This window comes from Shewanella sp. Isolate7, from assembly GCF_022398425.1.
Taxonomy (GTDB): Bacteria; Pseudomonadota; Gammaproteobacteria; order Enterobacterales; family Shewanellaceae; genus Shewanella.
In genome coordinates this window covers 1-26,268 of sequence record NZ_JAKEVJ010000053.1, presented here as the reverse complement: position 1 = coordinate 26,268, position 26,268 = coordinate 1, and the positions used below count along the sequence as shown (strand labels likewise).

General features: G+C 53.1%; 25 protein-coding genes, 6 tRNA genes and 1 pseudogene. 22 read left to right on the top strand and 10 right to left on the bottom strand.

The genetic code is table 11. The annotated features are described in order from the left end of the window. Positions 1-134: 134 nt before the first annotated feature. On the bottom strand, positions 135-452 hold the full coding sequence (locus L1D47_RS14055; protein ID WP_239884558.1) for an IS66 family insertion sequence element accessory protein TnpB: 318 nt from the start codon (positions 450-452) through the stop codon (positions 135-137). Between the two features lie 180 nt (positions 453-632). On the opposite strand from L1D47_RS14055, the gene dusA reads away from it, so the two are divergent. The 4 genes from dusA (at position 633) to L1D47_RS14035 (ending at position 2,974) form a co-directional block, all read left to right on the top strand. Continuing rightward, on the top strand, positions 633-1,619 hold the full coding sequence (dusA, locus tag L1D47_RS14050; RefSeq protein WP_239885687.1) for a tRNA dihydrouridine(20/20a) synthase DusA: 987 nt from the start codon (positions 633-635) through the stop codon (positions 1,617-1,619). A 285-nt stretch (positions 1,620-1,904) separates the two neighbouring features. Next, entirely contained in the window at positions 1,905-2,183 is a 279-nt protein-coding gene (locus L1D47_RS14045) for a hypothetical protein (protein WP_239885685.1), read from the top strand. A gap of 197 nt (positions 2,184-2,380) precedes the next feature. Beyond that, positions 2,381-2,587, top strand: coding sequence for a PspC domain-containing protein (locus tag L1D47_RS14040; protein ID WP_011864344.1), 207 nt, complete (start codon positions 2,381-2,383; stop codon positions 2,585-2,587). A gap of 18 nt (positions 2,588-2,605) precedes the next feature. Next, positions 2,606-2,974, top strand: coding sequence for a hypothetical protein (locus L1D47_RS14035; protein ID WP_239885683.1), 369 nt, complete (start codon positions 2,606-2,608; stop codon positions 2,972-2,974). Between the two features lie 14 nt (positions 2,975-2,988). On the opposite strand, the gene L1D47_RS14030 is transcribed toward L1D47_RS14035, so the two are convergent. Then, positions 2,989-3,726, bottom strand: a complete 738-nt coding sequence (locus L1D47_RS14030) for an enoyl-CoA hydratase (protein WP_239885681.1) — start codon at positions 3,724-3,726, stop codon at positions 2,989-2,991. Positions 3,727-3,743: 17 nt separating this feature from the next. Between L1D47_RS14030 and L1D47_RS14025 the strand changes: the two genes are divergently transcribed. The 3 genes and pseudogenes from L1D47_RS14025 (at position 3,744) to L1D47_RS14015 (ending at position 5,992) form a co-directional block, all read left to right on the top strand. Beyond that, positions 3,744-4,244 carry a copper chaperone PCu(A)C gene (locus tag L1D47_RS14025; protein ID WP_239885679.1) on the top strand — a complete coding sequence of 167 codons (501 nt, stop codon included), beginning with the start codon at positions 3,744-3,746 and terminating at the stop codon, positions 4,242-4,244. 12 nt (positions 4,245-4,256) lie between these two features. Next, complete coding sequence (locus tag L1D47_RS14020; RefSeq protein ID WP_160797072.1) at positions 4,257-5,228, top strand: DUF2333 family protein; 972 nt, start codon at positions 4,257-4,259, stop codon at positions 5,226-5,228. Between the two features lie 4 nt (positions 5,229-5,232). Then, positions 5,233-5,992: pseudogene (locus tag L1D47_RS14015) on the top strand (TIGR04219 family outer membrane beta-barrel protein). Positions 5,993-6,095: 103 nt separating this feature from the next. On the opposite strand, the gene tolC reads toward L1D47_RS14015, so the two are convergent. Continuing rightward, positions 6,096-7,421 (bottom strand): outer membrane channel protein TolC, encoded by a 1,326-nt coding sequence (tolC, locus tag L1D47_RS14010; protein ID WP_239885677.1) that lies wholly within the window; start codon positions 7,419-7,421, stop codon positions 6,096-6,098. 284 nt (positions 7,422-7,705) lie between these two features. Here tolC and nudF point away from each other — a divergent pair, with 284 nt between their 5' ends. From nudF to parC, 7 genes are all read left to right on the top strand, one after another. Further along, on the top strand, positions 7,706-8,314 hold the full coding sequence (gene nudF, locus L1D47_RS14005) for an ADP-ribose diphosphatase (protein ID WP_239885675.1): 609 nt from the start codon (positions 7,706-7,708) through the stop codon (positions 8,312-8,314). After that, on the top strand, positions 8,311-8,757 hold the full coding sequence (locus L1D47_RS14000; protein ID WP_011864352.1) for a DUF1249 domain-containing protein: 447 nt from the start codon (positions 8,311-8,313) through the stop codon (positions 8,755-8,757). Before nudF ends, L1D47_RS14000 begins: the two co-directional genes overlap by 4 nt. A 9-nt stretch (positions 8,758-8,766) precedes the next feature. Continuing rightward, positions 8,767-9,606, top strand: a complete 840-nt coding sequence (gene cpdA, locus L1D47_RS13995; protein WP_239885673.1) for a 3',5'-cyclic-AMP phosphodiesterase — start codon at positions 8,767-8,769, stop codon at positions 9,604-9,606. Positions 9,607-9,801: 195 nt separating this feature from the next. After that, entirely contained in the window at positions 9,802-10,380 is a 579-nt protein-coding gene (locus tag L1D47_RS13990) for a YqiA/YcfP family alpha/beta fold hydrolase (RefSeq protein ID WP_239885671.1), read from the top strand. Positions 10,381-10,428: 48 nt separating this feature from the next. Further along, positions 10,429-12,315 (top strand): DNA topoisomerase IV subunit B, encoded by a 1,887-nt coding sequence (gene parE / locus L1D47_RS13985; RefSeq protein ID WP_239885669.1) that lies wholly within the window; start codon positions 10,429-10,431, stop codon positions 12,313-12,315. An 86-nt stretch (positions 12,316-12,401) separates the two neighbouring features. Beyond that, positions 12,402-13,529 carry a PQQ-dependent sugar dehydrogenase gene (locus L1D47_RS13980; protein WP_239885689.1) on the top strand — a complete coding sequence of 376 codons (1,128 nt, stop codon included), beginning with the start codon at positions 12,402-12,404 and terminating at the stop codon, positions 13,527-13,529. After that, the gene (gene parC / locus L1D47_RS13975; protein WP_041508354.1) at positions 13,526-15,793 is read left to right on the top strand and encodes a DNA topoisomerase IV subunit A; all 2,268 of its coding nucleotides are present in this window, start codon (positions 13,526-13,528) and stop codon (positions 15,791-15,793) included. The genes L1D47_RS13980 and parC overlap by 4 nt, the downstream gene beginning before the upstream one ends. 78 nt (positions 15,794-15,871) lie before the next feature. Here parC and L1D47_RS13970 read toward each other — a convergent pair whose 3' ends face one another. The 7 genes from L1D47_RS13970 to rsgA form a co-directional block, all read right to left on the bottom strand. Next, entirely contained in the window at positions 15,872-16,063 is a 192-nt protein-coding gene (locus L1D47_RS13970; RefSeq protein ID WP_011864358.1) for a bacterioferritin-associated ferredoxin, read from the bottom strand. Positions 16,064-16,388: 325 nt separating this feature from the next. Next, on the bottom strand, positions 16,389-17,315 hold the full coding sequence (locus L1D47_RS13965) for a D-2-hydroxyacid dehydrogenase (protein WP_239885667.1): 927 nt from the start codon (positions 17,313-17,315) through the stop codon (positions 16,389-16,391). Positions 17,316-17,546: 231 nt separating this feature from the next. After that, positions 17,547-18,254 (bottom strand): glycerophosphodiester phosphodiesterase family protein, encoded by a 708-nt coding sequence (locus L1D47_RS13960; RefSeq protein ID WP_239885665.1) that lies wholly within the window; start codon positions 18,252-18,254, stop codon positions 17,547-17,549. Continuing rightward, complete coding sequence (locus L1D47_RS13955) at positions 18,254-21,436, bottom strand: mechanosensitive ion channel domain-containing protein (protein WP_239885663.1); 3,183 nt, start codon at positions 21,434-21,436, stop codon at positions 18,254-18,256. Before L1D47_RS13955 ends, L1D47_RS13960 begins: the two co-directional genes overlap by 1 nt. 124 nt (positions 21,437-21,560) lie before the next feature. Beyond that, the gene (locus L1D47_RS13950) at positions 21,561-22,451 is read right to left on the bottom strand and encodes a DMT family transporter (protein WP_239885661.1); all 891 of its coding nucleotides are present in this window, start codon (positions 22,449-22,451) and stop codon (positions 21,561-21,563) included. Between the two features lie 8 nt (positions 22,452-22,459). Continuing rightward, the gene (gene asd, locus L1D47_RS13945; RefSeq protein ID WP_239885659.1) at positions 22,460-23,320 is read right to left on the bottom strand and encodes an archaetidylserine decarboxylase; all 861 of its coding nucleotides are present in this window, start codon (positions 23,318-23,320) and stop codon (positions 22,460-22,462) included. 31 nt (positions 23,321-23,351) lie between these two features. After that, positions 23,352-24,407, bottom strand: coding sequence for a small ribosomal subunit biogenesis GTPase RsgA (rsgA, locus tag L1D47_RS13940; RefSeq protein WP_239885657.1), 1,056 nt, complete (start codon positions 24,405-24,407; stop codon positions 23,352-23,354). Between the two features lie 115 nt (positions 24,408-24,522). Between rsgA and orn the strand changes: the two genes are divergently transcribed. The 8 genes from orn to L1D47_RS13900 all read left to right on the top strand — a co-directional run. After that, complete coding sequence (gene orn, locus L1D47_RS13935) at positions 24,523-25,068, top strand: oligoribonuclease (protein ID WP_041508361.1); 546 nt, start codon at positions 24,523-24,525, stop codon at positions 25,066-25,068. A gap of 183 nt (positions 25,069-25,251) precedes the next feature. Further along, a tRNA-Gly gene (locus tag L1D47_RS13930) sits at positions 25,252-25,327 on the top strand. Between the two features lie 45 nt (positions 25,328-25,372). Beyond that, a tRNA-Gly gene (locus L1D47_RS13925) sits at positions 25,373-25,448 on the top strand. A 7-nt stretch (positions 25,449-25,455) separates the two neighbouring features. Then, positions 25,456-25,531, top strand: a tRNA-Gly gene (locus tag L1D47_RS13920). A gap of 8 nt (positions 25,532-25,539) precedes the next feature. Continuing rightward, positions 25,540-25,615, top strand: a tRNA-Gly gene (locus tag L1D47_RS13915). A gap of 73 nt (positions 25,616-25,688) precedes the next feature. Continuing rightward, positions 25,689-25,794 (top strand) — tRNA-Gly (locus L1D47_RS13910). 73 nt (positions 25,795-25,867) lie between these two features. Beyond that, a tRNA-Gly gene (locus L1D47_RS13905) sits at positions 25,868-25,973 on the top strand. A 109-nt stretch (positions 25,974-26,082) separates the two neighbouring features. After that, on the top strand, positions 26,083-26,268 hold a 186-nt coding region (locus L1D47_RS13900), incomplete at its 3' end, for a transposase (protein WP_239885655.1).

Sequence of the window (26,268 nt, the reverse complement as noted above, 5' to 3'; positions counted from 1 at the left end):
GAAGATAAACAGCGCATCCCGGAACGGATTCAATTCCATCTGTTGCTCGACCACGACTATCAAGCCATTGATGGATTTACGGAAGTCGACATTATCCAGATAAAGATAAATGTCAGAAGGCTGAACGAACATCTTCATTCGTTCAGCGCCTTCATCAGGCTAGCCAGCCAGTGCAGATTAACGTCCGCTGGTACACTCAATGCTGAAGATGCGTGCTTCAGCACGAATGTCTGAGTGACATCTTCTACTTGCGACTCAAAGGTGGTGACTTCGCGCTTAACGTGAACAAATTTATTGTTGGTTCGCTGAAGCCTGATGTCACTGCGTCTGGCGTAAAATGTTTGGATATTAATCTGATGCTGACGGCAAAACGCCACCGCCGATAATCCGCTTTGTTCCTGGCGGTCGAAAAGATCCAGCCAGGTATTTACATCTCGTCGTTGATGCCGCATGGGTATTCTCCTTAGTAAAAGGAGCACTATGCAGTAGCAGCATCAGTTTTTGAATGTGGGGATCACCGGACGGTTACATCAGTTACATGTTCGATCTTGTAAAGCAAATGATTCTAACGGGATTCGAAAGTATTAGAACTGTGCGATGTAGCTATATGAAATAAACCTCAAGTTATTAAAATGTCAAAAAATTCAATTAAATCAATAAATCGAGTGTTCAGCTTGGCGCCCATGCTCGATTGGACCGACAGGCACTACCGCTATTTCGCGCGCCTGATGTCCTCTGAGCTGCTGCTCTATACCGAGATGGTCACCACAGGGGCGATCATTCATGGCAAGGGCGATTACCTGGCCTATAACCAGGAGGAGCATCCGCTGGCGCTGCAGCTGGGTGGCTCTAATCCTGAGGATCTGGCCAAGTGCGCCAGACTGGCGGCCGAGCGCGGCTATGATGAGGTTAACCTGAATGTCGGCTGCCCGTCGGATCGTGTGCAGAATGGCCGCTTCGGTGCCTGTCTGATGGCGGAGCCAGATTTAGTGGCTCAGTGTGTGGCGGCCATGAATGAGGTGGTCGATATTCCGGTAACGGTAAAGACCCGCATCGGCATCGACGAGCAGGACAGCTATGAGTTTCTCACCGAGTTCGTCGACAAGGTGAGCGCGGCAGGCTGCGACACCTTTATTATTCATGCGCGCAAGGCCTGGTTGCAGGGGCTGAGCCCCAAGGAAAACCGTGAGATCCCCGAGCTTGACTATGACAGGGTGTATCGCCTCAAGCGGGATTATCCTCAGTTGAATATTTCTATCAATGGCGGGGTTAAGACCCTGGAGGAGTGCGGCGAGCACCTTAAACAGCTAGACGGTGTCATGGTAGGGCGTGAAGCCTATCAGAACCCTTACATATTGGCTCAGGTGGATCAGCAGCTGTGCGGTCAGGATAAGCCTGTGCTGAGCAGAGATGCCGTTTTGGAGAATATGATTCCCTATATAGAGAAACATCTCCTGTCCGGCGGTCGCCTGAATCATATCACCCGTCACATCACAGGTTTGTATCAGGGCGAGGCGGGATCTCGAGCCTGGCGTCGTTATTTGAGTGAGAATGCCCATAAGGCTGGCGCCGGTATTGAGGTGGTACATCAGGCTAGGGCTAGCATGGATCTTAAATAATTGCTGATTAAATAGAAGCTTATCTCATCATTTTCTAAAAGAGCCGCTGATAACTTAGCGGCTTTTTTTGTCTGAATTTTATACTTGTCACTAAAGTTAGTGAAAATTACCAGCCGGTGGTGAAACTCACTACCTTCTTATCTCGCCGCCTTTGCCTTCGCCTAAGCCTTTCACCAAGCGAAAACCCTAAATCGTTAATTATCAAATGCTTATGTGGTTTTAAAAAAGTTGGCACACCCCTTGTATTATCCAAGATGTCATAAACGAAATGGAAAGGAAGACATCATGAACAAGCTAACTAAAGTATCGCTAATCGCCTCTCTACTGGTAGGTGCTAGCTTCTCTGCCTCGGCAGACGACTTTATCCCTACAGATATCACCGCCAAGCTGGAGCGTCATTTGGCGACTCAGATGCAGGAGATGATGGTGACCGCTCAGCAAGAGCTGACACTTTCGCTGCAGACGCAGCTGTCGGAGTCATTATTCGATACCAACCTTAAGCTGGCTGAAACGGCGACCAAGACTGAAGAGGCGCCAATGAAGAGCGCAATGGTTAAGGAATAAACTGGTTAAGTAATCACTTTGGTTAAGGAATACCACTGATTAGGGAATCATTATGACTTATCTGTTTGAGTTGGCAGCACTGTTACTGCTCCCTGTTTTGAGCTTCGCGCTCTGCGCAACCTTAGTCTGTACCCTGAAATGGCATAAGGTGTTATAGCCGGGGCTCTCGATTTTGTTGATAGTGAAGGACAAGTATTATGAATATCGATGATCTGGTTAGAAGGTTAAAGAATCCCCGCAGCATGGTATGTGGTGTGGCGGCGATGACGGCAGACAAATTTGCCTGGTCTTGCCTGTGGACACGTGTGGTGTGGGCCGTAGCAGCCTTTATGAATCCGGCCTTTGTCTTGTTAGTTTATTTTGTCTTGGCGCTGGTGTTGCCGAAATGGAAACCAGGCTACTAGCCTTTAGGGATGATGAGCGTGAAGGGAAGTACGAATTTTCCAAAAGTACAAAAAGCGCTGGATATCCTGCTGGCCTTGGGGGTTGTCCTCTTTGTTGCAGCGGTGCTGTTGACGCTAGGACATTATTTTGAAGCGCGTTGGTTTTATATCAGCCTGGAGTCGCCCCAGTGGATCGACATTGGCCTGTGGAGTACGGCGCTGGTCAGTGCCCTGTTATTGATTCTGTTACTCTGGCTTACCTTGGCCTTTAGTTTTATCGCCCTGGTCTCCTCTTTCTGTGTGCTGAGTGCCATTGCCATGTTATTTGCCGGTTTTTCGTTGTTTTGGCCGATTATTCTCTTATTGCTCGCCGCCTGGGGCGTAGGCCAAGCTAGCCGGGTCGACTAGCCTGGCCCGTTTCTCTACTTGCGCAGGAAGGCGTTAAATTGCGCCTTGGCTTCGTCACTCTGCAGGCGAACGGCAAACTCTTCCAACTCTTTTAGCATCTGCTCTCTTATTGGCGCCTTATCTCCACGCAACAGCCGGCGGCTGGCCCTGAGTGCCTGTGGCGGCTTCTGCGCCAGCTTAAGGCTTTGTACCAGGGCGTGTTTGACTAACTCATCGCCTGGCACGAGGTGATTAATCAGTCCCATCCCTAGGGCGCTTTGGGCATCGAAGGCCTCACCGAGGAGCAGGAGTTCGCTGGCCTTGGCCTGCCCGACTAGACGGGGCAGCAGTAGGCTGGCACCGGCCTCAGGCACCAGCGCCAGATTGACGAAGGGCAGCTGAAACTTAGCTGTGTTGTCGGCGTAGATGAGGTCGCAATGCAGCAGCAAGGTAGTGCCTATGCCGACGGCCGGTCCGCTGACCGCGGCGACCAAAGGTTTAGTCAGATCCAGCAGGGTGAACAGAAACTTGAATGCCGGATGATCTGGTCCTAAGTCACTATTTTTTAAAAAGTCAGCAACATCGTTGCCCGAGGTGAAACAATCGCCTTCACCTTTGAGGAGAAAGGCGTTAATTCCGTTGTCTGACTCCCCTTGGATAAGGTATTCTGTGAGCCGAGTATACATCTCAAGGTTAAGCGCATTACGTTTTTCGGGGCGATTGATCGTGATGATGCGTACGCCCTGCTCATCCTGAAATTGAATGTTACTCATGGGTCAATAATCCTTATATGGCAAATGGGGTTAAAAAGGAGTTTAAGGCATTGAAACAGATTTTCAAACATGTGTTTAATTTTGTCCTGCTATCATGTGCTTCATTTTCCGTATTGGCAAACGTCATGTTTGTCGATGGCTATGTCAGGGCCATTCCACCGAGCGTGCCCAATAGCGCCGCCTATTTCACCCTGATGAACCACGGGCCTGAGGTCGATCTTGTCGGCGTCGAGACCGAGGTGGCCGCCGAGGCGCAGCTGCACACCCTGGTGGAAGAAGAAGGCGTGGTGAAGATGCGCCAATTACCTAAGTTTACCCTGGCTAGTCACGGCAACCTTGAGCTCATGCCTTCGGGCAAGCATGTGATGTTATTGGGATTAAAAAAGCCGCTGACGGAAGGACAGGAAGTGGTGTTGAGGCTAAAGTTTAGCGATGGCAGCGAGAAGCAGGTAACGCTGCCGGTCAGCAAGCAAGCGATGGCGACACAAGATGATGGCCAGCACCATCATCACCATTAATGGAGTAAGAGTATGCAGGTAACATGGAAACGGGTCAGCCTGGCGGCGGCCGTCTTATTTTTGATTGGCTATATCATCAGCGTATGGTGGAGCATAGAGCCAGATAGTATCGAGCCCTACCAGCTTAATAACGAGACGGGTCATAAGATAGTGGGCTACGCAACCACCACCTCTTTGATTTTGACGATGGAAACCCTCCTCGATAAGAACGGTGGTTGGTTGTCCAACGATGTGATGCCGCCTTCGCTGTTTATGGATAACATGCCGGCCTTCGAGTTTGGCGCCATTGAGCAGGCGAGGGATCTGGCACTGATTATGCGCAAGGAATTTAGCCGCTCTCAGTCACAGTCGACCGCCGACAAAGATCTGCTGGCGGCCCACTCTAAGCTGAATATCGAACACACCAGCTGGTTGGTACCGAGCGCAGAGGGCGAGTATCGCGACGCCATCAAGCTGCTCAAGCTCTATCGTGCCCGCATTGCCGATACCAACAATCCGGATGCCCAGTTTTATGCCCGAGCCGACAACCTCAACGAATGGCTCAAAGAGGTGCAGAAACGTCTGGGTAGCATGTCTCAGCGCCTGTCTGCCAGCGTGGGGCAGGAGCGTATCAATACCGATCTGGCCGGTGACACAGAGGCAAGCCAGTCCACACCTAACTTAGCCAGTCAGGAGATTAAGACCAGCTGGTGGCAGATAGACGATGTCTTCTATGAAACCCGCGGCGCCACCTGGGCACTGCTGAACTTCATGAAGGCGATCGAGGTGGATTTTGCCGATGTACTGAAGAAGAAAAATGCTGAGGTCAGCTTGCAGCAGATCATTCGTGAGCTGGAAGAGACGCAGCAGCCTGTGTGGAGCCCGATCGTGTTGAACGGATCTGGGTTTGGCATAGTGGCCAACCACTCCTTGGTGATGGCCAATTATATTTCCCGCGCAAATGCCGCGGTGATCGATTTAACTAACTTATTGACTCAAGGCTAATTAGATGAAAAAAACACTACTTGCATGTGCTCTGCTCGGGTCTTTGGCTGCGACGTCTGCACAGGCGGCTACTGTAGTTGGCTTTAAAGTGGGCGGCGATTACTGGAATGCCGACACGGAGGGCACCTTCGCGCAGAAGGGCCAGGCGCAACAGGAGTTTGATTACAGCTCTTCATCTCAGGGTAGTATCTGGGTCGCCATCGAGCATCCTATTCCTTTAGTGCCTAACCTAAAGATCCGTGAAAACCGTCTGGATGCCGACGGCAAGGCGACTCTAGCCGGCGATTGGGCATTCGGCGATCGCGTATTTAGCGGCGACGTGACCACGGCGAGCAACCTGAGCAATACCGATTTCGTGCTCTACTATGAGTTGCTGGATAACGACATAGTGGCATTGGATCTTGGTGCCGCCTACAAGAAGATGCATGGTTCTTTCCGCGTACATCAGATCTCGCCATCTGGCGTTGTCGGTGCCTATTCACAAAAAGATCTTAGCGATGGTGTGGTTATGGCTTACGCTAATGCCGAGGTGGGTATTCCAGGCCTGGGTCTGTATGGCTTTGCCGATGTGATGCAGGGCATAGATGAGAGCAGCGTTTACGATTATCAAGTGGGTCTGGGCTGGCAGTTTGATGGCGTGGCGCTCGATACCAAGCTGCGTGTCGGCTACCGTGACTTTAACTTCGACGTGAACAACTTCGATGGTGTGACGGCCAACATGCAGTTTAAAGGCTATTTCGCCCGGGGTTGAGCTCGTCTTTTAAAGATGAGTCTTTAGACTCGCTTATTATAGTCATATAAAAATGCCATAAAAAAACCGCCATTAAGGCGGTTTTTTTATGGCTATAGGTTTTCCCTCAGAAAGTCTTACTGACTGACTTCGGGTGCCTTCAGGCCATTGTTGATGGCGATGACATCGTCTTCGCTCAGGGTGCCAGTGGCTTGTTTCAACGCCAGGATAGAGTTGATGTAGCCATAACGGGCATTTGAGAGCTGACGCTTAGAGTCATACAGGTCACGGGTACGGTTCAGCACGTCAACGATAGTACGGGTACCTACCTCGAAACCGGCCTGAGTTGCCTTCAGTGCGCTCTCAGAAGAGACCACAGATTGCTCATAGGCGCGGATAGAGCTGATTGAGGCACCAACGTTGTTGAAGTTGTTGCGCACATCTTTAACCACCTTGCGGTAGGTTTGCTCCATCTTTTCGCTGGCTTCTACGTACTGGTATTGCGCCTGGTTGACTTTAGAGCTGACCTTAAAGCCTTCGAAGATAGGCACGCTCAGTTTCAGGCCCACGTTGGCGTTGTCGTAATCGTTCAAATCACCCGTCTGATTCTTCTGATCCAGGTTAGTGGTGTAACCTGCGTTCAGGCTCAGAGATGGCATGTGACCCGCTTTATAGAGCGAGATGGTCTGCTGGGCGATGTCTTTACCGATACGCGTCGTTAGCAGATCCACACTGCTGTTTTCGGCCATCTTCAACCAATCCGTTGGCTTGGCTGGGCTTGGCTGTACAGCGGTGAAACGTGTGGTATCCAGCACATCGATAGACTTGTGGTCTATGCCGGTGATCTCTCTTAGGGCTTCGTAGCTGTTAATGAGCTGATTTTCTGCCAAGATTTCCGATGCACGGGCCAAGTCGTATTGGGCTTGGGCTTCGTGTACGTCGGTGATGGCGGTCAGGCCCACGGCAAAACGCTGCTTAGTCTGCTCGAGCTGACGCTCGATGGCGCGTTTTTCCGCACCCTTGAATTCGTAGTTATCTTTCGCGGCTAAGACGTCAAAGTAGGCGCCTGTTACGCGAATGATGAGTGACTGAAGTGTCGAGGCATAGGCTGCATCGGCCTGTGAAGCCGCCAGCTCAGCAAGGTCGAGTCCAACCCAGGCGCTGTGATCATAGATCACCTGATTGAGTGACACTCCCGCATTAAGCCCGCTGTTGTACACGCTATCATCAACATTCGTCCAGCGCTTTCCATAGCCGACGCTAGCGCTGATGGTAGGTAGCAAGGGAGCGCGGTTCTCTTCGATCTGTTCGTAGAGACGGTCGCGCTGCGCTTGAGCCTGGAGCGCAATAGGATCATTAGTAAGGGCCTGCTGATATATCTGCAGTAGATCGTCGGCTTGCACGGCAGAAGTCGTTGCCGCAAGAGTCAACGCTGCACATAAGGTGCGGATCTTAAATTTCATTAGCTGTCCTTTTTTAGACATAAACACTCCTTGAGGGAGCCATTTACTTAATAAAGTTAAGTGATGCTTCTGCGCAAATCATTTGCGCGAAGCGGTTTGCGCTTCCCGACGCTTCCCGATACATCTAAACTTATTAAGGTTAAGATATTAAGAAATTAACCATTTTTAAGTCAACTAGGAAGTGTAACAGTTTTTAACGGTAAGTCTGCATTTTTTAGTGGTCGACATGGTATATTGAGAGCCCTTGGAGATAAGCAATTACTAACTGAGTTGCGGGACGAGTCATGAGTCAGAAATTCACCAATGAAGATGTACAGATGCTGGGAAAACGAACCCTTTTTCAGGGGTTCTTTCGTATGGAGGAGTACAGATTCAAACATAGGCTGTTTGCCGGTGGCTGGAGCCCGGAAGTGGTGCGCGAAGTCTTCGAGCGTGGCCATGCCGTGGTGGTGCTGCCCTATGACCCTGTGAGTGACAAGGTGGTGCTGATTGAGCAGATACGGATTCCCGTGGTTGACGCCGCGCCCACGCCTTGGCTGCTCGAGTTAGTGGCCGGCATGATAGAAGAGGGGGAGTCGGCCGAGCAGGTGGCTCATCGTGAGCTGCTCGAGGAGTCAGGCTTGGTGGCCAGTGAGATGCACTACATCAGCCAATATTTTTCCAGTCCCGGCGGCACCAGCGAGCGATTCGATTTCTACTGGGCCAGGGTCGATGCCAGTCAGGCCGATGGCCTGCATGGCCTGGACGATGAGCATGAAGACATTAAGGTGCATGTGATGCCGCGTGAGGCGGCCTATCAGTTGTTGTGTGACGGCACCATCAACAACGCTTCCACTGTGATCGGTCTCCAGTGGCTACAGCTTCATCATCAAGATCTAAGGGCGGCCAAGTGAGCCTGTCGTTAAATAAGAGAAAGCCAGACTACCAGGCAAACGTGAGTCGTTTTCTCGCCTTGTGCAGTCGCAACTATTTCAATATATTACGCTGGCTACCCGCGGGGTATGAGCAAGGACAGTCATGGCAGGTCGAAGGAGACTTTGGCTGCCTCGAGGTTAAGCTGCTGGAAAATACCCAATATACCCAATTAATTGAGATCTCCCGCCCGCTAAAAATCGCGCAATACGTTGATACTCCTAAAGTTGTAGTGCGTGTTTACCATGACGCTAAATTAGCAGAAGTGTTAACTAGTCGACAGATTTATCGATTAAGACCAGTATATGATTATCCAAATATACGTATGTACCATAGAGACGAAAAGTATCAGGTAAATGCTTTTCTTGAAGAGTTACTCAAGATTGACAACCATGCCCGCATCATTTGTCAGTCCGAATCTTAGGGTTTTAATGTGCTAAAAGAGGCTATCTCTTATTCCATCGATCATGATGAGAGCGTAAAGCTGGTCCAGGTGACGGACCCTCATCTTTTTGCCGATCCCGAGGCGCAGCTGCTGGGTGTGAATACCGCACATAGTTTAGATGCTGTGTTGAACACCATTAAGGCCGTTGAGTATCCGGCACACCTCTTGTTGGCGACTGGCGACATTAGCCAAGATTATTCCAATCAGTCTTACCATAACTTCGTTGCGGCGATTGAAAAGTTAAACCTTCCTTGTCATTACCTGCCGGGCAATCACGACGATCCACGCATCATGCATCTGCACATGCAGGGCCCCAGGGTCTATGGCGATAGGCGCATCCTGGTGGGAAAGTGGCAGATCATCATGCTGGACTCTACCGTTAGGGGAAAACCTGGCGGGCATATGGCCGACAGTGAGATGGAGTTGATTGAGGCGGCGGTGGCCGCTCATCCTGAGCTACATACCCTGTTGGTTATGCACCACAATCCGATTCTGGTGGATTGCAAATGGTTGGATCAACACTGCATGGACAATGGTGAAGCGTTTCTCGACAGAGTCACGGCCATGCCTCAGGTCAAGGGCCTGTTATGGGGCCATGTACATCAGAGCCTGGAGCAGTTCTATCAGGGTAAGAGTGGCCCGGTTAAGCTGATGGCTACGCCTTCGACCTGCATCCAGTTTAAGCCCAAGTCTCCCTATTTCGCCCTCGATGCCCAGCAACCAGGATATCGCCTGCTTGAATTAAGACCAGACGGCAGCATTCAGGCCAACGTCTACCGGGTGCCCGGCAACAAGTTTTCACCGGATCACGACTCCAGCGGTTATTAGGCGGCCATTTCGGAGACCCTGTTAGGCAGGCAGCTTGCTAAGCATCGATGGGGTTAATATTTGGTTAATTGCCGCGTGGATGATAGCATCTGGATGCCCGACGCGAGGTGGAGAGACTAGGCTCAGCGCCGTTTTGGCCGGTAAGCCGTCGTGTAAGGGATACATCGCCGTTTTATCATTCACTGCCGAGGACATATGCTGCTCTATATTCATGGATTCAATAGTTCACCGCACTCAGATAAAGGTGTGGTCACTGCCAAATATATTGCCAAGCATTTTCCCGCCATCAATTTCGTTCAACCTCAACTCCCCGCCACGCCCAAGGCGGCCATGGCATTGCTGACTGAACTCGTCGAGCAGGCGCTGGCACGTGGGGAACGCCTCGGCTTTATCGGCTCTTCCCTTGGCGGCTATTTTGCGAGTTATCTGGCGGAGCACTATGGCGGGCGAGCCGTGCTGGTTAATCCTGCGGTGAAACCCTTCGAGCTGTTTGATGAGTTCCTCGGTCCCCAGTACAATCCCTACACCGAAGAGGATTATCAGATTCTCCCCGAGCACAAGTTAGAGGTGGCACAATACGATACGCTGGCCATCTCACATCCCGATCGATTCTTGGCGCTGCTGCAGTCAGGGGATGAGGTGCTTGATTATCGGCAAGCCGTGAATAAATACCAATGTTGTCAGATGCTCATCGAGGCGGGAGGCGATCATAGCTTCGTCGGCTATGAGCAGCAGATGCCAGGGATTTGTGATTTCCTGTTTCTTGACAAATAGACATGTAGGGCCGCAACATGGCCTGAATAACAATATATTGTGTGCGCTATGACTAACCAATACACTTCAGATGCAATTGAAGTCCTCAATGGACTCGACCCGGTAAAACGTCGCCCCGGTATGTACACCGACACCACCCGCCCCAACCATTTGGGACAAGAGGTGATCGATAACAGTGTCGATGAGGCCCTCGCGGGACACGCGACCAAAATTGACGTGATACTGCATAAGGACAATTCGCTCGAGGTGATCGACGATGGCCGCGGCATGCCGGTGGACATCCATCCCGAAGAGGGGATACCTGGGGTAGAGCTTATTCTCACCAAGCTGCACGCCGGTGGTAAGTTTTCCAACAATAACTATCAGTTTTCCGGTGGTCTGCACGGGGTGGGGATCTCTGTGGTCAACGCGCTCTCTAATCGCGTCGAGATCACGGTGCGAAGGGGCGGTCAGGTCTATGAGATGGCCTTCGCCCACGGTGACAAGGTAGATGACCTGACGGTGACAGGTACCTGTGGTCGACGCAACACGGGCACGCGGGTCCATTTCTGGCCGACCGCCAGTTATTTCGACTCGGTTAACTTCTCGATTCCCAAGCTTATCTATCTGCTAAGAGCCAAGGCGGTACTCTGTCCTGGACTGCGCATCAAGTTTACCAACAAGCAGACGGGCGATATCGAAGAGTGGTGCTACGAGAGTGGCCTGACCGATTACCTCAAGTCGTCGACCAATGGCGCCATGACGCTGCCCCAGGAACCTTTTATCGGCAGCATGCAGGGCAATACCGAGGCGGTAGACTGGGCCATCACTTGGTTGCCCGAGGGCGGAGACTCCCTCAACGAGAGTTATGTCAACCTGATCCCGACGCCGCTGGGGGGGACTCATGTCAATGGCTTCCGTCAGGGACTGCTGGAGGCGATGCGCGAGTTCTGTGAGTTTCGCAACCTGATCCCCAGAGGGATAAAGCTATCACCGGAAGATATCTGGGATCGCAGCAGCTTTATCTTGTCGATCAAGATGCAAGATCCTCAGTTTGCCGGACAGACCAAAGAGAAACTCTCCAGTCGTCAGAGCGCGGCGTTCGTATCGGGTGTCGTCAGAGATGCCTTCAGCCTCTGGCTCAATACCTATACGGATCAGGCCGAGGCCCTGGCCGAGATGTGTATCAGCAACGCCCAGAAACGCCTGAAGGCGGCCAAGAAGGTGGCGCGTAAGAAGGTGACCTCAGGGCCTGCGTTACCGGGTAAGTTGACCGATTGTAGCGGCCAAGACCCTATGCGAGGCGAACTCTTCTTAGTGGAGGGTGACTCGGCAGGCGGCAGTGCCAAGCAGGCCAGGGATCGTGAATTCCAGGCGATCATGCCGCTACGGGGTAAGATTCTTAATACCTGGGAGGTGGAGGCCTCGCAGGTGCTGGCTTCTCAGGAGGTGCACGACATCTCGGTCGCCATAGGTTGTGACCCGGACAGCAACGATATCTCCGAACTCAGATACGGCAAGATCTGTATCCTGGCCGATGCCGACTCGGATGGTCTGCATATTGCCACCCTGCTGTGTGCCCTGTTTATGAAGCACTACAAGGTTCTGGTGGAGAAGGGACACATCTATGTGGCCATGCCGCCGCTGTTTAGGGTGGATGTGGGTAAAGAGGTGTACTACGCCCTGGATGAAGCCGAGAAGCAGGGGATCTTAGATCGCATCACTGCCGAGAAGAAGAAGGGTAAGGTGCAGGTGACCCGATTCAAAGGATTGGGTGAGATGAACCCATTGCAGCTGAGGGAGACCACCATGGATCCCAACACCCGAAGACTGGTACAGTTAACCATAGATGATGCCGAGGATACCCTGGCCATCATGGACATGTTGCTGGCCAAGAAGCGTTCTGGCGATCGTAAGACCTGGCTTGAAACCAAAGGCGACTTAGCCCAGCTATAGCTATGTCATTAAAATAAAAAGATAAATCGTTAGACAAGCTTAATATAATGCATAATAAAAGAGTTAGTTGTTATTTTCTGAGTACGATGTTTGCCATGGTGGCATCGGGCGTGGCCCTGACGGCACGTGCCGAGCAGCCCATCATGATCACAGTCACCAAGGGATTTGGACTCTCCTTATATGCCTCGGATCTCGGTGATGCCAAGCAGATGGCGCTGGGTGACGAGGGTACGCTGTTTGTCGGCTCCTATAAGTCTGGCAGCATTCAGGCCTTGGTGGACAGTAACGCCGATGGCCGTGTAGACAAGCGTTACGTGGTCGCCAAGGGGCTCGAGTACCCTGAGGCGATCGCTTTTTACAAAGGGGATCTCTATGTTGCCGAAGAGGAGCGTATTCTGCGCTTCGTGGACATAGAGAACCGCCTGCGACGTCCGGGCCGGGGCAAGGAGGTCTATGACCGCCTGCCGGGCAAGACCAACAAGAGCCGCCGTGCCATGCGTTTCGGCCCAGATGGACGCCTCTATGTCGCCATTGGCGCACCCTGTAACGTGTGTGAGGCTCACGCGCCCTTTGGCAGCATCATCGCCATCGACCTCGAGAGTGGCAGCAGCGAGCAGATTGCCACCGGCATACGCAACGTCACTGGCTTCGACTGGGCCCCCAAAGATAACAAGCTATGGTTTGCCGATCTGGGTCGCGACTGGATGGGCGACAGACTGCCGCCGGATGAGATTAACCGTGTCGATATTGTCGGTGCCCACTACGGCTTTCCCTATATTCATGCCAGCAGCGTGCTAGAACCCGCCTACGAGAAGCCCAAGGGCCTTAAGGTGACGACGCCCGTCTTCGAGCTACCGGCTCACGTGGCGCCCATGGGGCTAGAGTTCTACCGCGGTGAGCAGTTCCCCGAGAAGTATCGTGACCAGCTATTCGTGGCCGAAAACGGCTCCTGGAACCGTTCCAGTAAGATTGGCTACCAGGTCACCATGTTGACCCTGGAAGATGACAGTATCAGCAAGCGCCAGACGGTGGTGAGCTTTCTCGATGGAGAGTTTCCCGTTGCCCGGCCCTATGACTTAATCATGGCGCCCGATGGGGCCATGTATATTTCAGACGATCTCAAAGGCAACGTGTATCGTCTGTTTTATAAAGAGAACACGAGCGAAGAGAGCGAATCGAGTGAAGCGAGTGAACAACAGGATCCTAATCAATGAGTGATGCGATAGATTTAAGCCTCGATGGCGTCGAACAGATGCCCTTGAGACGTTTCACCGAAGAGGCGTATCTAAACTATTCCATGTACGTCATCATGGATCGCGCCCTGCCACATATCGGCGACGGATTAAAACCGGTGCAGCGCCGTATCGTCTACGCCATGAGCGAGCTTGGCCTGTCGGCGCAATCTAAGCACAAGAAGTCGGCAAGAACCGTGGGTGATGTACTGGGTAAGTATCACCCCCACGGCGACAGTGCCTGTTACGAGGCCATGGTCTTGATGGCGCAGCCGTTCTCATACCGCTACCCCTTGGTAGATGGTCAGGGTAACTGGGGGGCGCCGGACGATCCTAAGTCATTTGCGGCCATGCGTTATACCGAGGCGCGTCTCTCTAAGTTCTCCGAGGTGCTGCTGACCGAACTGGGTCAGGGCACGGTAGATTGGGGCGTCAACTTCGACGGCACCCTGAAAGAGCCCATGGTATTGCCTGCGCGCCTGCCGCACATACTGCTCAACGGCATCACAGGGATCGCCGTGGGTATGGCCACCGATGTGCCGCCACACAATGCCCGCGAGCTGGTGGATGCCTGTGTCGAGCTGATCGACAACCCTAAGGCGGATCTGGAAAGGTTGATGGAGCTGGTGCCCGGCCCCGATTATCCCACCGAGGCGGAGATCATCAGCCCAAGAAACGAGATCGCCAAGATCTACGAGACCGGCCGTGGCTCCATCAAGGCTCGCGCCGTCTATACGGTGGAGTCGGGTGAGATAGTGATCACCGCGCTGCCACACCAGGCCAGTGGCGGTAAGATCCTCGAGCAGATCGCCGCCCAGATGCAGGCCAAGAAGCTGCCCATGGTGGCCGACCTGCGTGACGAATCGGATCACGAGAGCCCGGTGCGTATCGTCATAGTGCCGCGCTCCAACCGCGTCGATTGTGACCAGCTAATGGCGCACCTGTTTGCCACCACAGATCTGGAGAAGAACTTCCGTGTTAACCTCAACGTGCTTGGGCTTAACGGTCGTCCTCAGGTCAAGGGGCTGAAACTGCTGTTGACCGAGTGGCTGGAGTTCAGGCTGACCACGGTCAGACGTCGTTTAGAGCATAGATTAGATAAGGTATTGGCAAGGCTACATATTCTTGAGGCCTTGATGATCGCCTTCCTCAATATCGACGAGGTGATCGAGATCATTCGTTACCACGATGATCCCAAAGCCGAGCTGATGTCGCGTTTTAACCTGACCGACGAGCAGGCCAACGCCATCCTGGATCTTAAACTGCGTCATTTGGCGAAGCTGGAAGAGTTTAAGATCAAGACGGAACAGAGCGAGTTAGAGGCGGAGCGCGAGAAGCTTGAACTACTGCTGAGCTCAGATCGCCGCATGAAGACGCTGATTAAGAAAGAACTTAAGCAAGACGCCGAAACCTATGGTGATGAGCGTCGCTCGCCGCTTGTCGAGCGTAGCGAATCCCGCGCCCTGTCTGAGCAGGAGCTGGTACCGGCCGAAGCGGTAACCGTAGTGCTATCGGAGAAGGGATGGGTACGCTGTGCCAAGGGGCATGATATCGACCCAACGGCGCTCTCCTACAAGGCGGGTGACGCTTTCCTCTGCGCCGCCTCGGGCAGAAGTAATCACGCCACCGTCTTTATCGGCTCGACCGGACGCGCCTTCGCGACCGATACCCATACCCTGCCATCGGCAAGGAGCCAGGGTGAGCCTGTGACCACCCGCTTCCAGCTGTCACCGGGCGAGTCTATGGCTCATGCGCTGCTGGGTGAGGATGGACAATGCTTCCTGCTGGCCTCGGATGCGGGCTATGGTTTCATTGGCGACTATAAGGATATGGTGTCTCGCAACAAGGCGGGTAAGGCGCTGCTGAGCCTGCCAGCCAATGCGCAGGTGCTGCCACCGAGACGCGTGGATAAGAGCCGCAGCGAGTCTATCTTGGCGATCACCAACGAGGGCCGCATGTTGCTCTTCTCTGTCGACGCCCTGCCGCAACTGGCTAAGGGTAAGGGGAACAAGATCATCGGCATCGCCAGCGACAGGGCCAAGAGCCGCGAAGAGCTGCTGGTGCATCTGCATGTGGTGCCCCAAGATACCGCCGTCACCCTGTGGGCGGGTAAGCGCAAGCTCACCCTCAAGCCTAGCGATCTCGAGCACTACCGTGGTGAGCGTGGTCGTCGTGGTGCCAAGCTGCCTCGAGGTCTGCAACGTGTGGATAAGGTGGAGTTGGGTGAGGACGAAACCAGCCTCTAGCCGACTGTCAGACATAAAATCCAGACATAAAAAAAGCTGCTCTAGAGCAGCTTTTTTTATGTCTGTTTGAAGCAGGTATTAAGCCACTTCGTAGAAGTTGGGGGTAACATCGAGTCGTGCCTGGATGATCTCGGTCGCCATCTTGCTACATTTACCGCATTGGTTGCCAACGCCCAGACGACGCTTAACGTCGGCAAGAGACATATCTCCTTGATCGACAGCTTCTTTTATTTGCTTGTCGGTAATGGCGTGGCAAAGGCAAACATACATACAGGTGACTCCCCTACTTCAGATGCACGCAAGTATAAATGAAAACGATTCTCAATGCTAATAACTCCTGGTTATAGAATGTGCATAATGGCGCCTTTGCGGGGAATTAAAAATTGTGAGCTATCCCACTAAATACGGGGCCTCTAGCCCATTTGGGGATAGGGATTTTCCTCGTCAGGCTTAGATTTCGATCGACGCTGTAACGCTGGCAAGTGCGCCAGCTAGGCCGGCTCAATGTCAGAGGTGATGGTATTAACCTAGTCGAGCCTTGCATCCATGCCGGTAAGCCAGTGCTGAGCAGACATGGGATTTGCTCTCGGCTTCATTAGTAGCCGCGATCGAAGTTAACCCTGTGGCTCAGGGGCTCTCCCTTGATGAACTTGTGGTAGTTGTTGGCGAAGATCTCCACGACCTGTTCGGGAAAGCTCGGGGCGGCGATATGGGGGGTGATGATGACATTTTCCAGCGACCAGATGGGATGCTCCTGGGGCAGAGGCTCCTGATTGAAGACATCCAAGATGGCGTTTTGCTGAGGGTGGCTCAGCAGCTGGGCATAGAGGGCGTCGAGATCCAGTACGTCGCCGCGGCCCAGATTAAAGAGGATCGCCTCAGGCTTCATCAAGGCGAGCATCTCCTGGTTGAGTGCGCCCTGGGTCTGTGGCGTGCTGGGCAGGATCGCGGCGATGGCATCTGCATTACCTATGTGCTGAGCCAGATTCGCCAGGGTATCGACCTTGTCGAAGCCTATGGTGGGCTTGGCGCCGCGGTTGATGCCGGTGACCCGCATGCCAAAATGTTTAGCGGTCTGGGCGAGATGCTTGGCGATGTTGCCTGTGCCTAATAGCAGCAGCTCCTGCCCTTGCAGGGTACGAAAGTTAGCCGGGCGCCAGATCTTCTCCGCCTGCTGGGACTGATACTGCTTATGTTGGCGCTGGTGGGCCAGTAGGTAGCCAAACAGGTACTCGCTCATCAGGGGGCCGAAAATTCCCCTCACATTGGTGAGTTGATAGTCGCGGCGCAGCCTGGGTTTGACCAGGAGATCGACGCCGGCATAGGTAGATTGCATCCATTGGATTTGCTTGGCATGACCCACCAAGGGGGCGGCCAATGGTGGTTCGGCCAGCCAGATATCGGCCTCGAGAATACTCTGGGGATTGTCACCTAGCAGCGTCAGGTGCGGCAGATGACAGGAGCCGAGCAGGTTGCGGTATTTATCGTTATCGCTGGTCAGCAGTAGTAGCTTGTGTTCCATAGCGAGTCCTTTTGGCTGTTATTATTTTTGTATGAGACCCAGAAAATGGCTGGTTTATTTTTGTGGCGAACTTTATTCAGTCGGACTTAGTCATTATAGATGTTCCCGCTGGCCTTAGTACTTAAGTGGGGGGCTAGTTCTACAGTTACAAAAAATGGTAGAGGTGTCCACCGCTAGTGCGGACTTTGCTTATTTGTTGGGCGGTTTAGGGTGAGTAGGCACTTGCTGACCCTAGCGGGTCAGCAGGAGTTGATGCACGCAGCCGGCGCTGACGTCGGGGAAATTACTGAAGATCCCATCGACCCCAAGCAGCGACAGGTAGTGGATATCGTCACGATTATCTACGGTATAGACAAACACCTTGGCACCGCGGGCGTGGGCATCTTCCACTAACTCCCGGGTGACGAAGTTAACGCTAAGATGCAGTGAGAAGGCCTCTAATCGCGTGACTATGGCCGCCAGGTCTTCCGGTACCCCTTCGATTAATGGCGCCAGCACTATCTCGGGATAGGCCTGTCTCAGGGCAAACAGGAAGCCGTGATGGAAAGAGGAGATCAGCAGCTGATCGGTGCGGTAGTTGAGTTTATTGAGGATCTCAGGGTAGAGCGCCATGAAGGGACCGAGGGAGTTAAGCCCCTTGAGCTCAATGTTAATCAGGGCGTCGAAGGGCTGCAGATACTCGAGGAGCTCCCAGAGTTTGGGGATGGGCTCGCCATCCACGCTAACGCTCGCCAGATACTCCTGGCTGACGGCCTCGATAAGACCTGTGCCGGAACTCTTGCCGTCGAGACGCCTGTCGTGAAACACATAGAGTTCGCCTTCGACGCTGTGCACATCGATTTCGACGGCATTGCAGCCCAGGGCGACCGATTTTTTGATGGCGGCCAGGGTATTTTCGGCGCCGTAGCCGCTGGCGCCCCGGTGAGCATAGACACGCATTAGCTTCTAATTAACCCCTGAGTCTCTTTACTTTGACCACTAATATGCACCTCTAGCTGCGGATAGGCGAGCTCTAGATGATTTTCTCTGAGTTTCTTGCTGACCTGCTTGTGTAGCTTATGCCTTAGTGGCCAGCGGGTGTTCATATCCTTGGCATAGGCGCGGATCTCGTAGTCTTGGGTATGCTGACCAAATCCGGCAAACCAGACCTCTGGTTCGGGTGTGGTCAGGGCATCGTCACACTCCTTGACGGCCTGGTACAGGGCCGCCTCCACCCGCGCAGGGTCTGAGTCTCTGGCGACCGAGACGTAGACGATCACCCGGGTGATGGGATCCGACAGTGACCAGTTGATCAGCTGCTCGGTAATAAAGGCCTTGTTGGGTACTATGATCTCTTTCCTGTCCCAGTCGACGATAGTGGTGGCGCGGATCTGAATCTTACTCACAGTGCCAGTCAGCTCGCGAATGGTGACGGTATCGCCGATACGCACAGGCTTCTCAAACAAGATGATCAGGCCCGAGATGAAGTTGGCGAAGATCTCCTGCAGGCCGAAACCCAGGCCCACAGAGAGTGCTGCGACCAGCCATTGCAGCTTAGACCACTCCATCCCCAGGGTCGAGAAACCACTGAGCATACCGAAGAAGACCACTAGGTAGCGGCTCACCGTGGTGATGGCGAAGCCTGTGCCCTGGGACAGATCCAGCCGCTGTAGGATCATCAGCTCCAGCAGGCCCGGAAGATTGGTGGCGATCATCAGCGAGAAACCGACGATGATCAGCCCAAGCAACAAGGACTTGAGGGTAATTGGCAACTGCTGGGCGATGCCATCGACCGTGCTCGAACTGGTCCATAGGGTGATGCCATCCAGGAAGGAGAAGATGGCGCTATGTGTCTGGGTCCAGAGGCCGATCAGGCTGATCAGGAAGGCCAGGGTCAGCAGTGAGCGCACCAGCCCAAGAGATTGACTGGAGATGGTCTCTAGATCCACCACGGGTTCTTCATAGGTGTCCGGTGGTTCGTTGCTGTTGGGGTCGTCCTCTTTCTCCCTTTGGGCTAGTATTTCGGCGCGCTTGGCCTTGGCACGGTTGAAGGCGATGCGGCGACGCTCGATCAACATCCAGCGCTTAATTAACTGATACAGCAGCATAAAGCTTAGGGATAAGATCAATGACAGCTGTAGCTGCAGCAGCATCTGATAGGCGGTGAAGTAGTAGCCCCTGAAGGCCAGCACGGCGCAGGCCGGCGGTAAGAGGATGAGTATCGACCAGAGCGCCTTCTGTAGCAGGCGCTTGTTCTTATCGTCCTGATGATAATGATGTTCCTGCTTAGACAGGCTCAGCATGTCGCGGTAGAACCAGAACAGCATGAGGGCCAGCAGAATGAAGGCGCCGCGGCCCAGGCTGTTGCGGACCAGTGAGGTCTCTAACACCTCGGTAAAGCCGATAACGCCCACGATAGGCATGGCCAGAATGGTCAGGGCGCGCAGCCGTTGCTGACCGGCTCGTATGATGGGCTTGTCGCCCTTGAAATGACCAATCAGCAGCCCCTTGTCCAGCGCGAGCAGATAGGTGAGGCGATAGAGCTGATACAGCATGCCTATGGCCAGTATGCCCATGCCGACCGAGGAGACCAGGTTGTGGTTGCTGAGGTAGAAGATCAGGCCGCCGCAGATCAATGGCAGTGGCTTGATGCAGCTATAGAGGAGCGAGCCAACCAGGGTATTGAAACTATAGATAAATTTATCTTGGGTGACGTTGCCCACATAGGTGACGTTCTTCGCCAGTAGCTGGGTAAACTTGGGCGTTAGCAGATCCTGCATTACCAGACAGAGCACCATCAAGATCACCCACCATGACCAGAGGGTGCTCTGCTCGCTAAGGGCGTCGTGTACCTGATGCCAGGGGGCCTGAGTGAGCAGCCACTGGGTACTCTGGTACAGGTCGCTTATCCAGTAGCCGTCTATGCTATTGGCGTTGGCCACCCAAAACAGGTGTTCGTTGAGTGTGGTCTTGAGGGTTTGATATTGCTGGCTTAACTGTTCATATAAGACCCTAAGTTCGGCGAGCTCACCAATATAGAGATCATAGTTTTCCAGTAGCTGACGCTGCAGCTCCTTTTGGGCGCTCAGAAGCTTGGTTTGCAGTGGCGTGAGCTGCTCTGCGGCGCCGAGCAGCGGGTGCAGGGTCTGATCTTGCTCTATCTGGTAGCGTGCCAGGCGGGCATTGGCGATCTCATTACTGATCTTATCCTGACTCGGCGGTTTGGGCAGCGAATAGAGGATACGTAGGAAGCGCTCGCCGAATGCCGAGTTGAGCTTTACCAGGGCGATCTGCTGCTGAATGTTAGTGATCTGCTTGGCCTGGAATTGGTATTGGGTCTCGGCCTGCTCCTGCAGCGTCATCACATTGGTCACTTCATGGGTGAGCTGTTTCAGCTGCTCGCCATAGGCCTGATTCTGGTCGTTCAGCTTGATGGCGATGGCATCGTCTGTGATGGAGGTTTCGATCTGGCTGGCGGCAATGGTGGCTGCCGTCGCCTTATGACGTTGCTCGGCGATGGCGCCGTTGAGCCTTTCGATCAGGGCTTCCTGCTGAACCAGCTGGCTACGCACCAGCGCCAGCTGTTGCTGAGTCAGGGCAATCTGTTTCTGGCTGCTGGCTAACTCCGATTCCAGGGTCGACAGGCTCTGAACATAGACCCGGCGCTGCATTTCGCTCAGGGGCTGATTGTCGTTGCCGGTCGCCTGTTTGTGCTTGGCCAGGGTCAGGTTGGCCTGGCTTATCAGGCTGGGCAGCTGCTGCTGGCGCTTGATCAGCTCGTTGACCTGGGTGGCCAGGTTGGCCTCTGTCTCCTTGAGTTCAGCCAATCTCAGGTAGGAGAGTGATGCCTGCTGGCTCAGATCTTGATTAGGGTTATATTCCAGTGGCGTAGCGGCTTCTTTAAGCTGCTGTGTCAGCGCCTGTTTCTGGCTCTGATACTGGTGAATGATGGCGTCGAAGCTGGACTGCAGGGCCTGCTGTTCGGTGAGCTGTTCTTCGAGCAGACTGAGTTGCTCGGCGGTGCTCTTGCTGGCGACCTGGGGCTCTTGTCCTATGCCCAGGCGTTTATTGAGGTTCAGGGGCGAATTAGCGGCGCCCGAGAATGAGATTAGACAGAGAATAATCAGTAATATACGAGACATAAGCCGCTTTGTTCACACCAGCATCAATGGACGCTTATATATTACCAAGTTAGTTCAAAAATGATATCTATGAATCGGTTAATTTGACCCGTGTGGCGTTTCATTTACCACCAAGGAAAATGCCTCAGGATTTTGCCTGTTGAGCGCGATTGGCCTTATGGCTTTTCTGGGTCTCGTAGACGGCGGTAAAGACCACTAAGGCGCCGCCAATCAGCGTCTTCATGGCCAGTCCCTCGCCGAGAATCAAGAGGGCCAACAGGGCACCGTAGAGGGGTTGCAGGCAGGAGACCAGGCTGACCGTCTTGGCGCTCAGCTGGCGCAGCGCGGAGGTAAACAGGGCGTGTGGCGCGGCGGTAAAGACTATGCCTAATAGGATCACTAACCACCAGACGTTGGCTTGAATGGCGCCTGGGTCGACCTCGAGCCAGGGCAGCAGGAAGAGGGCGCTGACCCCAGTCTGATAATACATGGCCTGGGCACCGCCGTAGCCGGCAAAATAGCGTTTGTGTAGCAGGTTTCTGGCGGTGAACAGGGTCGCCGACAGTATGCCTATGATGATCCCCAGGGTGACATCGTTGCCCAGGTTGGCCTCAGGGATCAGCAGGCTGACACCGAGCAGGACACAGATGCCGCTGACGATATCGGCCAGCTCCAGGTGCTTGCCGGTAAAGAAGGGTTCGACTAGCACCGTCATGACCGGGTAGGTGAAGAAGGCGATCATGCCTATGGCCACCGAGGAGAGTTGCATGGCGGCAAAGTAGGTGACCCAGTGTAGGCTGACTATGATGCCGAGGCCCAGGGCGATGGCGTAATCTTTGCCGCAATTGAGGCGCAGACGCTGACCGCTAAGTTTGACCAATAGGGCAAGGGCGAGGGCGGCGATGCAGCAGCGAAGTGCCGTGATATCCAGGGCGCTGAGCGGAATAAGCTTAGAGAAAAGGGCCGTCCCCCCAAACAGGAGGACGGCCAGATGCAGTTCGATTAAACCAGAGCGTTCGCTGCTACTTGTGTTCAAGATTTCCTCTAATCGATTTTGGCAAAGGCCCGACCCATGCGGGTAACGGCCTTAGGCTCGACGCCATCGGCAAAGTGTTCCAGTGCGTCTTTAGCAAATAGCATCACCACAGTGCTGCCAAGCTTGAAGCGTCCCATCTCGTCGCCCTTGTCCAGGGTGATAGCCTCTGGGCCCTCGGTCGGATAGTCCCAGGTGAACACCTTCTTGCCCGTCGGCGGGGTAACGGTACCGGCCCAGACGGTTTCTATGCTGGCAACTATGGTGGCGCCAACCAGGACCATGGCCATGGGACCGATTTCGGTTTCGAAGATGGCCACGACCCGCTCGTTACGGGCAAACAGGCCAGGCACATTCTCGGCCGTTAGCGGGTTAACCGAAAACAGCTCGCCTGGCACATAGGTCATCTTGGACAGGGTGCCTTTAATGGGCATGTGAATTCTATGGTAATCCTTAGGTGCCAGATAGATGGTGGCAAAGTTACCGCCTTCGAAGCGTTTGGCATCATCGGCCTGATCGCCTAAAAGGGCAAGTGACGAATATTCATGTCCCTTGGCTTGAAAGATGCGACCCTCTTTGATCGGCCCGCATTGGCTGACGGCGCCATCGACCGGATGAACGATATAGTCGTCATCTTCACACAGGGGACGAATGCCGGGCTTCAAAGCGCGGGTAAAGAACTGGTTGAAGCTGGCATAGGCTTCTGGCGCACTCTCGGCTGCCTCGCTCATGTCTATCTTATATTGCTTGATAAACCATTTAATTACGCTTGTCGTTACCGCGCCGAGTTCGGCGGCAGCCAGCTTACCCACGAGTCGCGATAGCAGGTGTTTCGGCATTATGTATTGCAAGGCAATCTTCAATTTGTCCACTGTCTGTTTTCCTTCAAATCCAGTTTGGCTGTTAGTCGTTGTCGTTTTTGAAATGACGGGCGTGTCGCTGCTCATCCAGGCTGTCGATAATTCTATGGTAGTTCTGATACCTGTCTTCGGCGATCTTACCTTCCTCGAATGCCTGGGTGATGGCGCAGCCTGGATCATTCTTGTGTTTACAGTCTCTAAACTTGCAGGTGCCCAGGTAATCCCTGAATTCGACGAAGCACCAGCCGACGCGCTCGGCGGGCAGGTGCCACAGGGCGAATTCGCGCACGCCGGGAGAGTCTACCAGGTCGCCGCCGCTAGGGAAGTGCAGCAACTTGGCTGTGGTGGTGGTGTGTTGTCCGAGGCCAGAGTTCTCGGACACGTCGCCGGTGATCAGTTCGGCCTCTGGTAGCAGGGCGTTGATCAGGGATGACTTGCCCACGCCAGATTGGCCGACAAACACGCTCACCTTGTTTTTTAGTAGCGACTTGATGGTATCGACCCCTTCGCCGGACTTACTGCTGACGCGATATACCTGGTAGCCGATGGCTTGATAGCGTTGCAGCGCGGCTTCGACGGCTGGTGCTTCTTCGTCGCTAAGCAGGTCTATCTTGTTGAGTATGATGACCGGGGCTATGCCTGTGTCTTCAGCGGCCACCAGATATCGGTCGATGATCTGGGTGGTGAAGCTAGGCACCACAGAAGAGACGATAAGGATCTGGTCGATGTTGGCGGCGATGATCTTGATGCCGTCATAGAGATCCGGTCGTGATAGCGAGGAGTGTCTCGGGTGAACGGCCTCGACCACACCGGCGATGGTGGCAGTGGTCTCGTTGGCTTGGCGCATGATCACCTTGTCACCGGTGACCAGGCTTTGAATATTTCGGCGAATGTTACAGCGAACCAGTTCTCCGCTTTCCGTTTCGACATCAGCGTGTTGGCCGAAGCGAGAGATGACGGTGCCCAGCTGTTCTGGCCCCAGTGAGCTATCCTGTAACTCAATGGTGGTCTCTTTTGCGTCTTTGCGCAGCAATCGTTTCTCATGATTGGCTCGCATGCGGCGGCGTTGGCCTTGGCTTAGGGGTTTCTTTTTACTCACAGTGTCGCCATCGTCAAAATAAGGTTATTTTGTGTCTTCTAAAAAAGCAGTATGATACACGGTCTTAAATAAAAAAGCCTGAATTTAGGCAAACACGCATTGATAAGGCAGATATATGGCTGCAGATGAAACAAATCTGATCTGGGTTGATCTGGAGATGACGGGGCTGGAGCCCGAGGTCGACAGAATCATTGAAATTGCGACTATCGTTACCGACAAGGAACTGAACATATTGGCCGAAGGGCCGGTGATTGCCATCCATCAGAGTGAGGATGTACTTGCGGCGATGGATGACTGGAATCAGAAGCATCACGGCGAGTCAGGCCTGATCGACAGAGTCAGGGCGAGTGACTTCAGTGAGCAAGATGCCATCACTCAGACGATTGCCTTCTTATCCGAGCATGTACCAGCCGGTGTGTCGCCAATGTGTGGGAACAGCATAGGTCAGGACAGACGTTTCATGAATCGTTACATGCCAGCCCTGGAAGATTATTTCCATTATCGCAACATAGATGTCAGTTCTGTCAAAGAGTTAGTGCGTCGCTGGAAGCCGGAAGTGATGAACGGTTTTAAGAAGCAGGGCACTCATCAGGCACTGGTTGATATCCAGGAGTCGATTGCCGAACTGCAATATTATCGTGAGAAAGTATTTAAAATTTAACCAAACGGTAGAAAATTTTAAATTAGGGGGTTGCAGAGGGGCGAAATTCTCCTATAATGCGGCCTCAACTTTTTACTGGCACAATCGCCGGTGATGATTGAAATGCGACATTTAGCCCAGTTGATAAAAGGTAAGACGATACCTTTATTGATGATGAATGCTAAGGTAGCACGAAAAATTTATGCGACATTAGCTCAGTTGGTAGAGCGATACCTTGCCAAGGTATAGGTCATCGGTTCGAACCCGATATGTCGCTCCAAATTACAAAAGTTTGGTTACACCAATATCCAGACTCAAAGATTATGCGACATTAGCTCAGTTGGTAGAGCGATACCTTGCCAAGGTATAGGTCATCGGTTCGAACCCGATATGTCGCTCCAAAATTATGCGACATTAGCTCAGTTGGTAGAGCGATACCTTGCCAAGGTATAGGTCATCGGTTCGAACCCGATATGTCGCTCCAAAATTTATGCGACATTAGCTCAGTTGGTAGAGCGATACCTTGCCAAGGTATAGGTCATCGGTTCGAACCCGATATGTCGCTCCAAATTTTCCTCTCTAAGCTTCAGTTTCCAATAGCACTTAATAATGCTCCCGCTGCTTGCGTGTATTGTCCTTATGCGACATTAGCTCAGTTGGCTCTTTGTTCACTGCGTTAGGCGATACCTTGCCAAGGTATAGGTCGAGCGTTTAGCGCTACCGATTCGAACCCGATATGTCGCTCCAAATTTTCCTCTCTAAGCCTCAGTTTCCAATAGTATTTAATATTGATCCCGCTGCTTGCGTGTATTGTCCCTATGCGACATTAGCTCAGTTGGCTCTTTGTTCACTGCGTTAGGCGATACCTTGCCAAGGTATGGGTCGAGCGTTTAGCGCTACCGATTCGAACCCGATATGTCGCTCCAAATTTTTCTCTCTACGCTTCATTTTCCAATAGCATTGTAGTGGCATAGTGAATTTGGCCACCTGAATAGACGAAGTGATAGACTCACTTCCAGAGAAAAGGTGGTAGAAATGAAGAACACAAGACCGACATTCAGTGCAGAGTTCAAATTAGAAGCTGCGCAGCTGGTAACGAAACAGGGATACAGCATAACTGAGGCTGCAAGCGCGATGGGCGTCAGTAATTCAGCCATGCGTAAATGGGTAAACCAGCTTCGACAGGAGCAGCAAGGCGTATCCCCCAAAGATCCCCCAAAG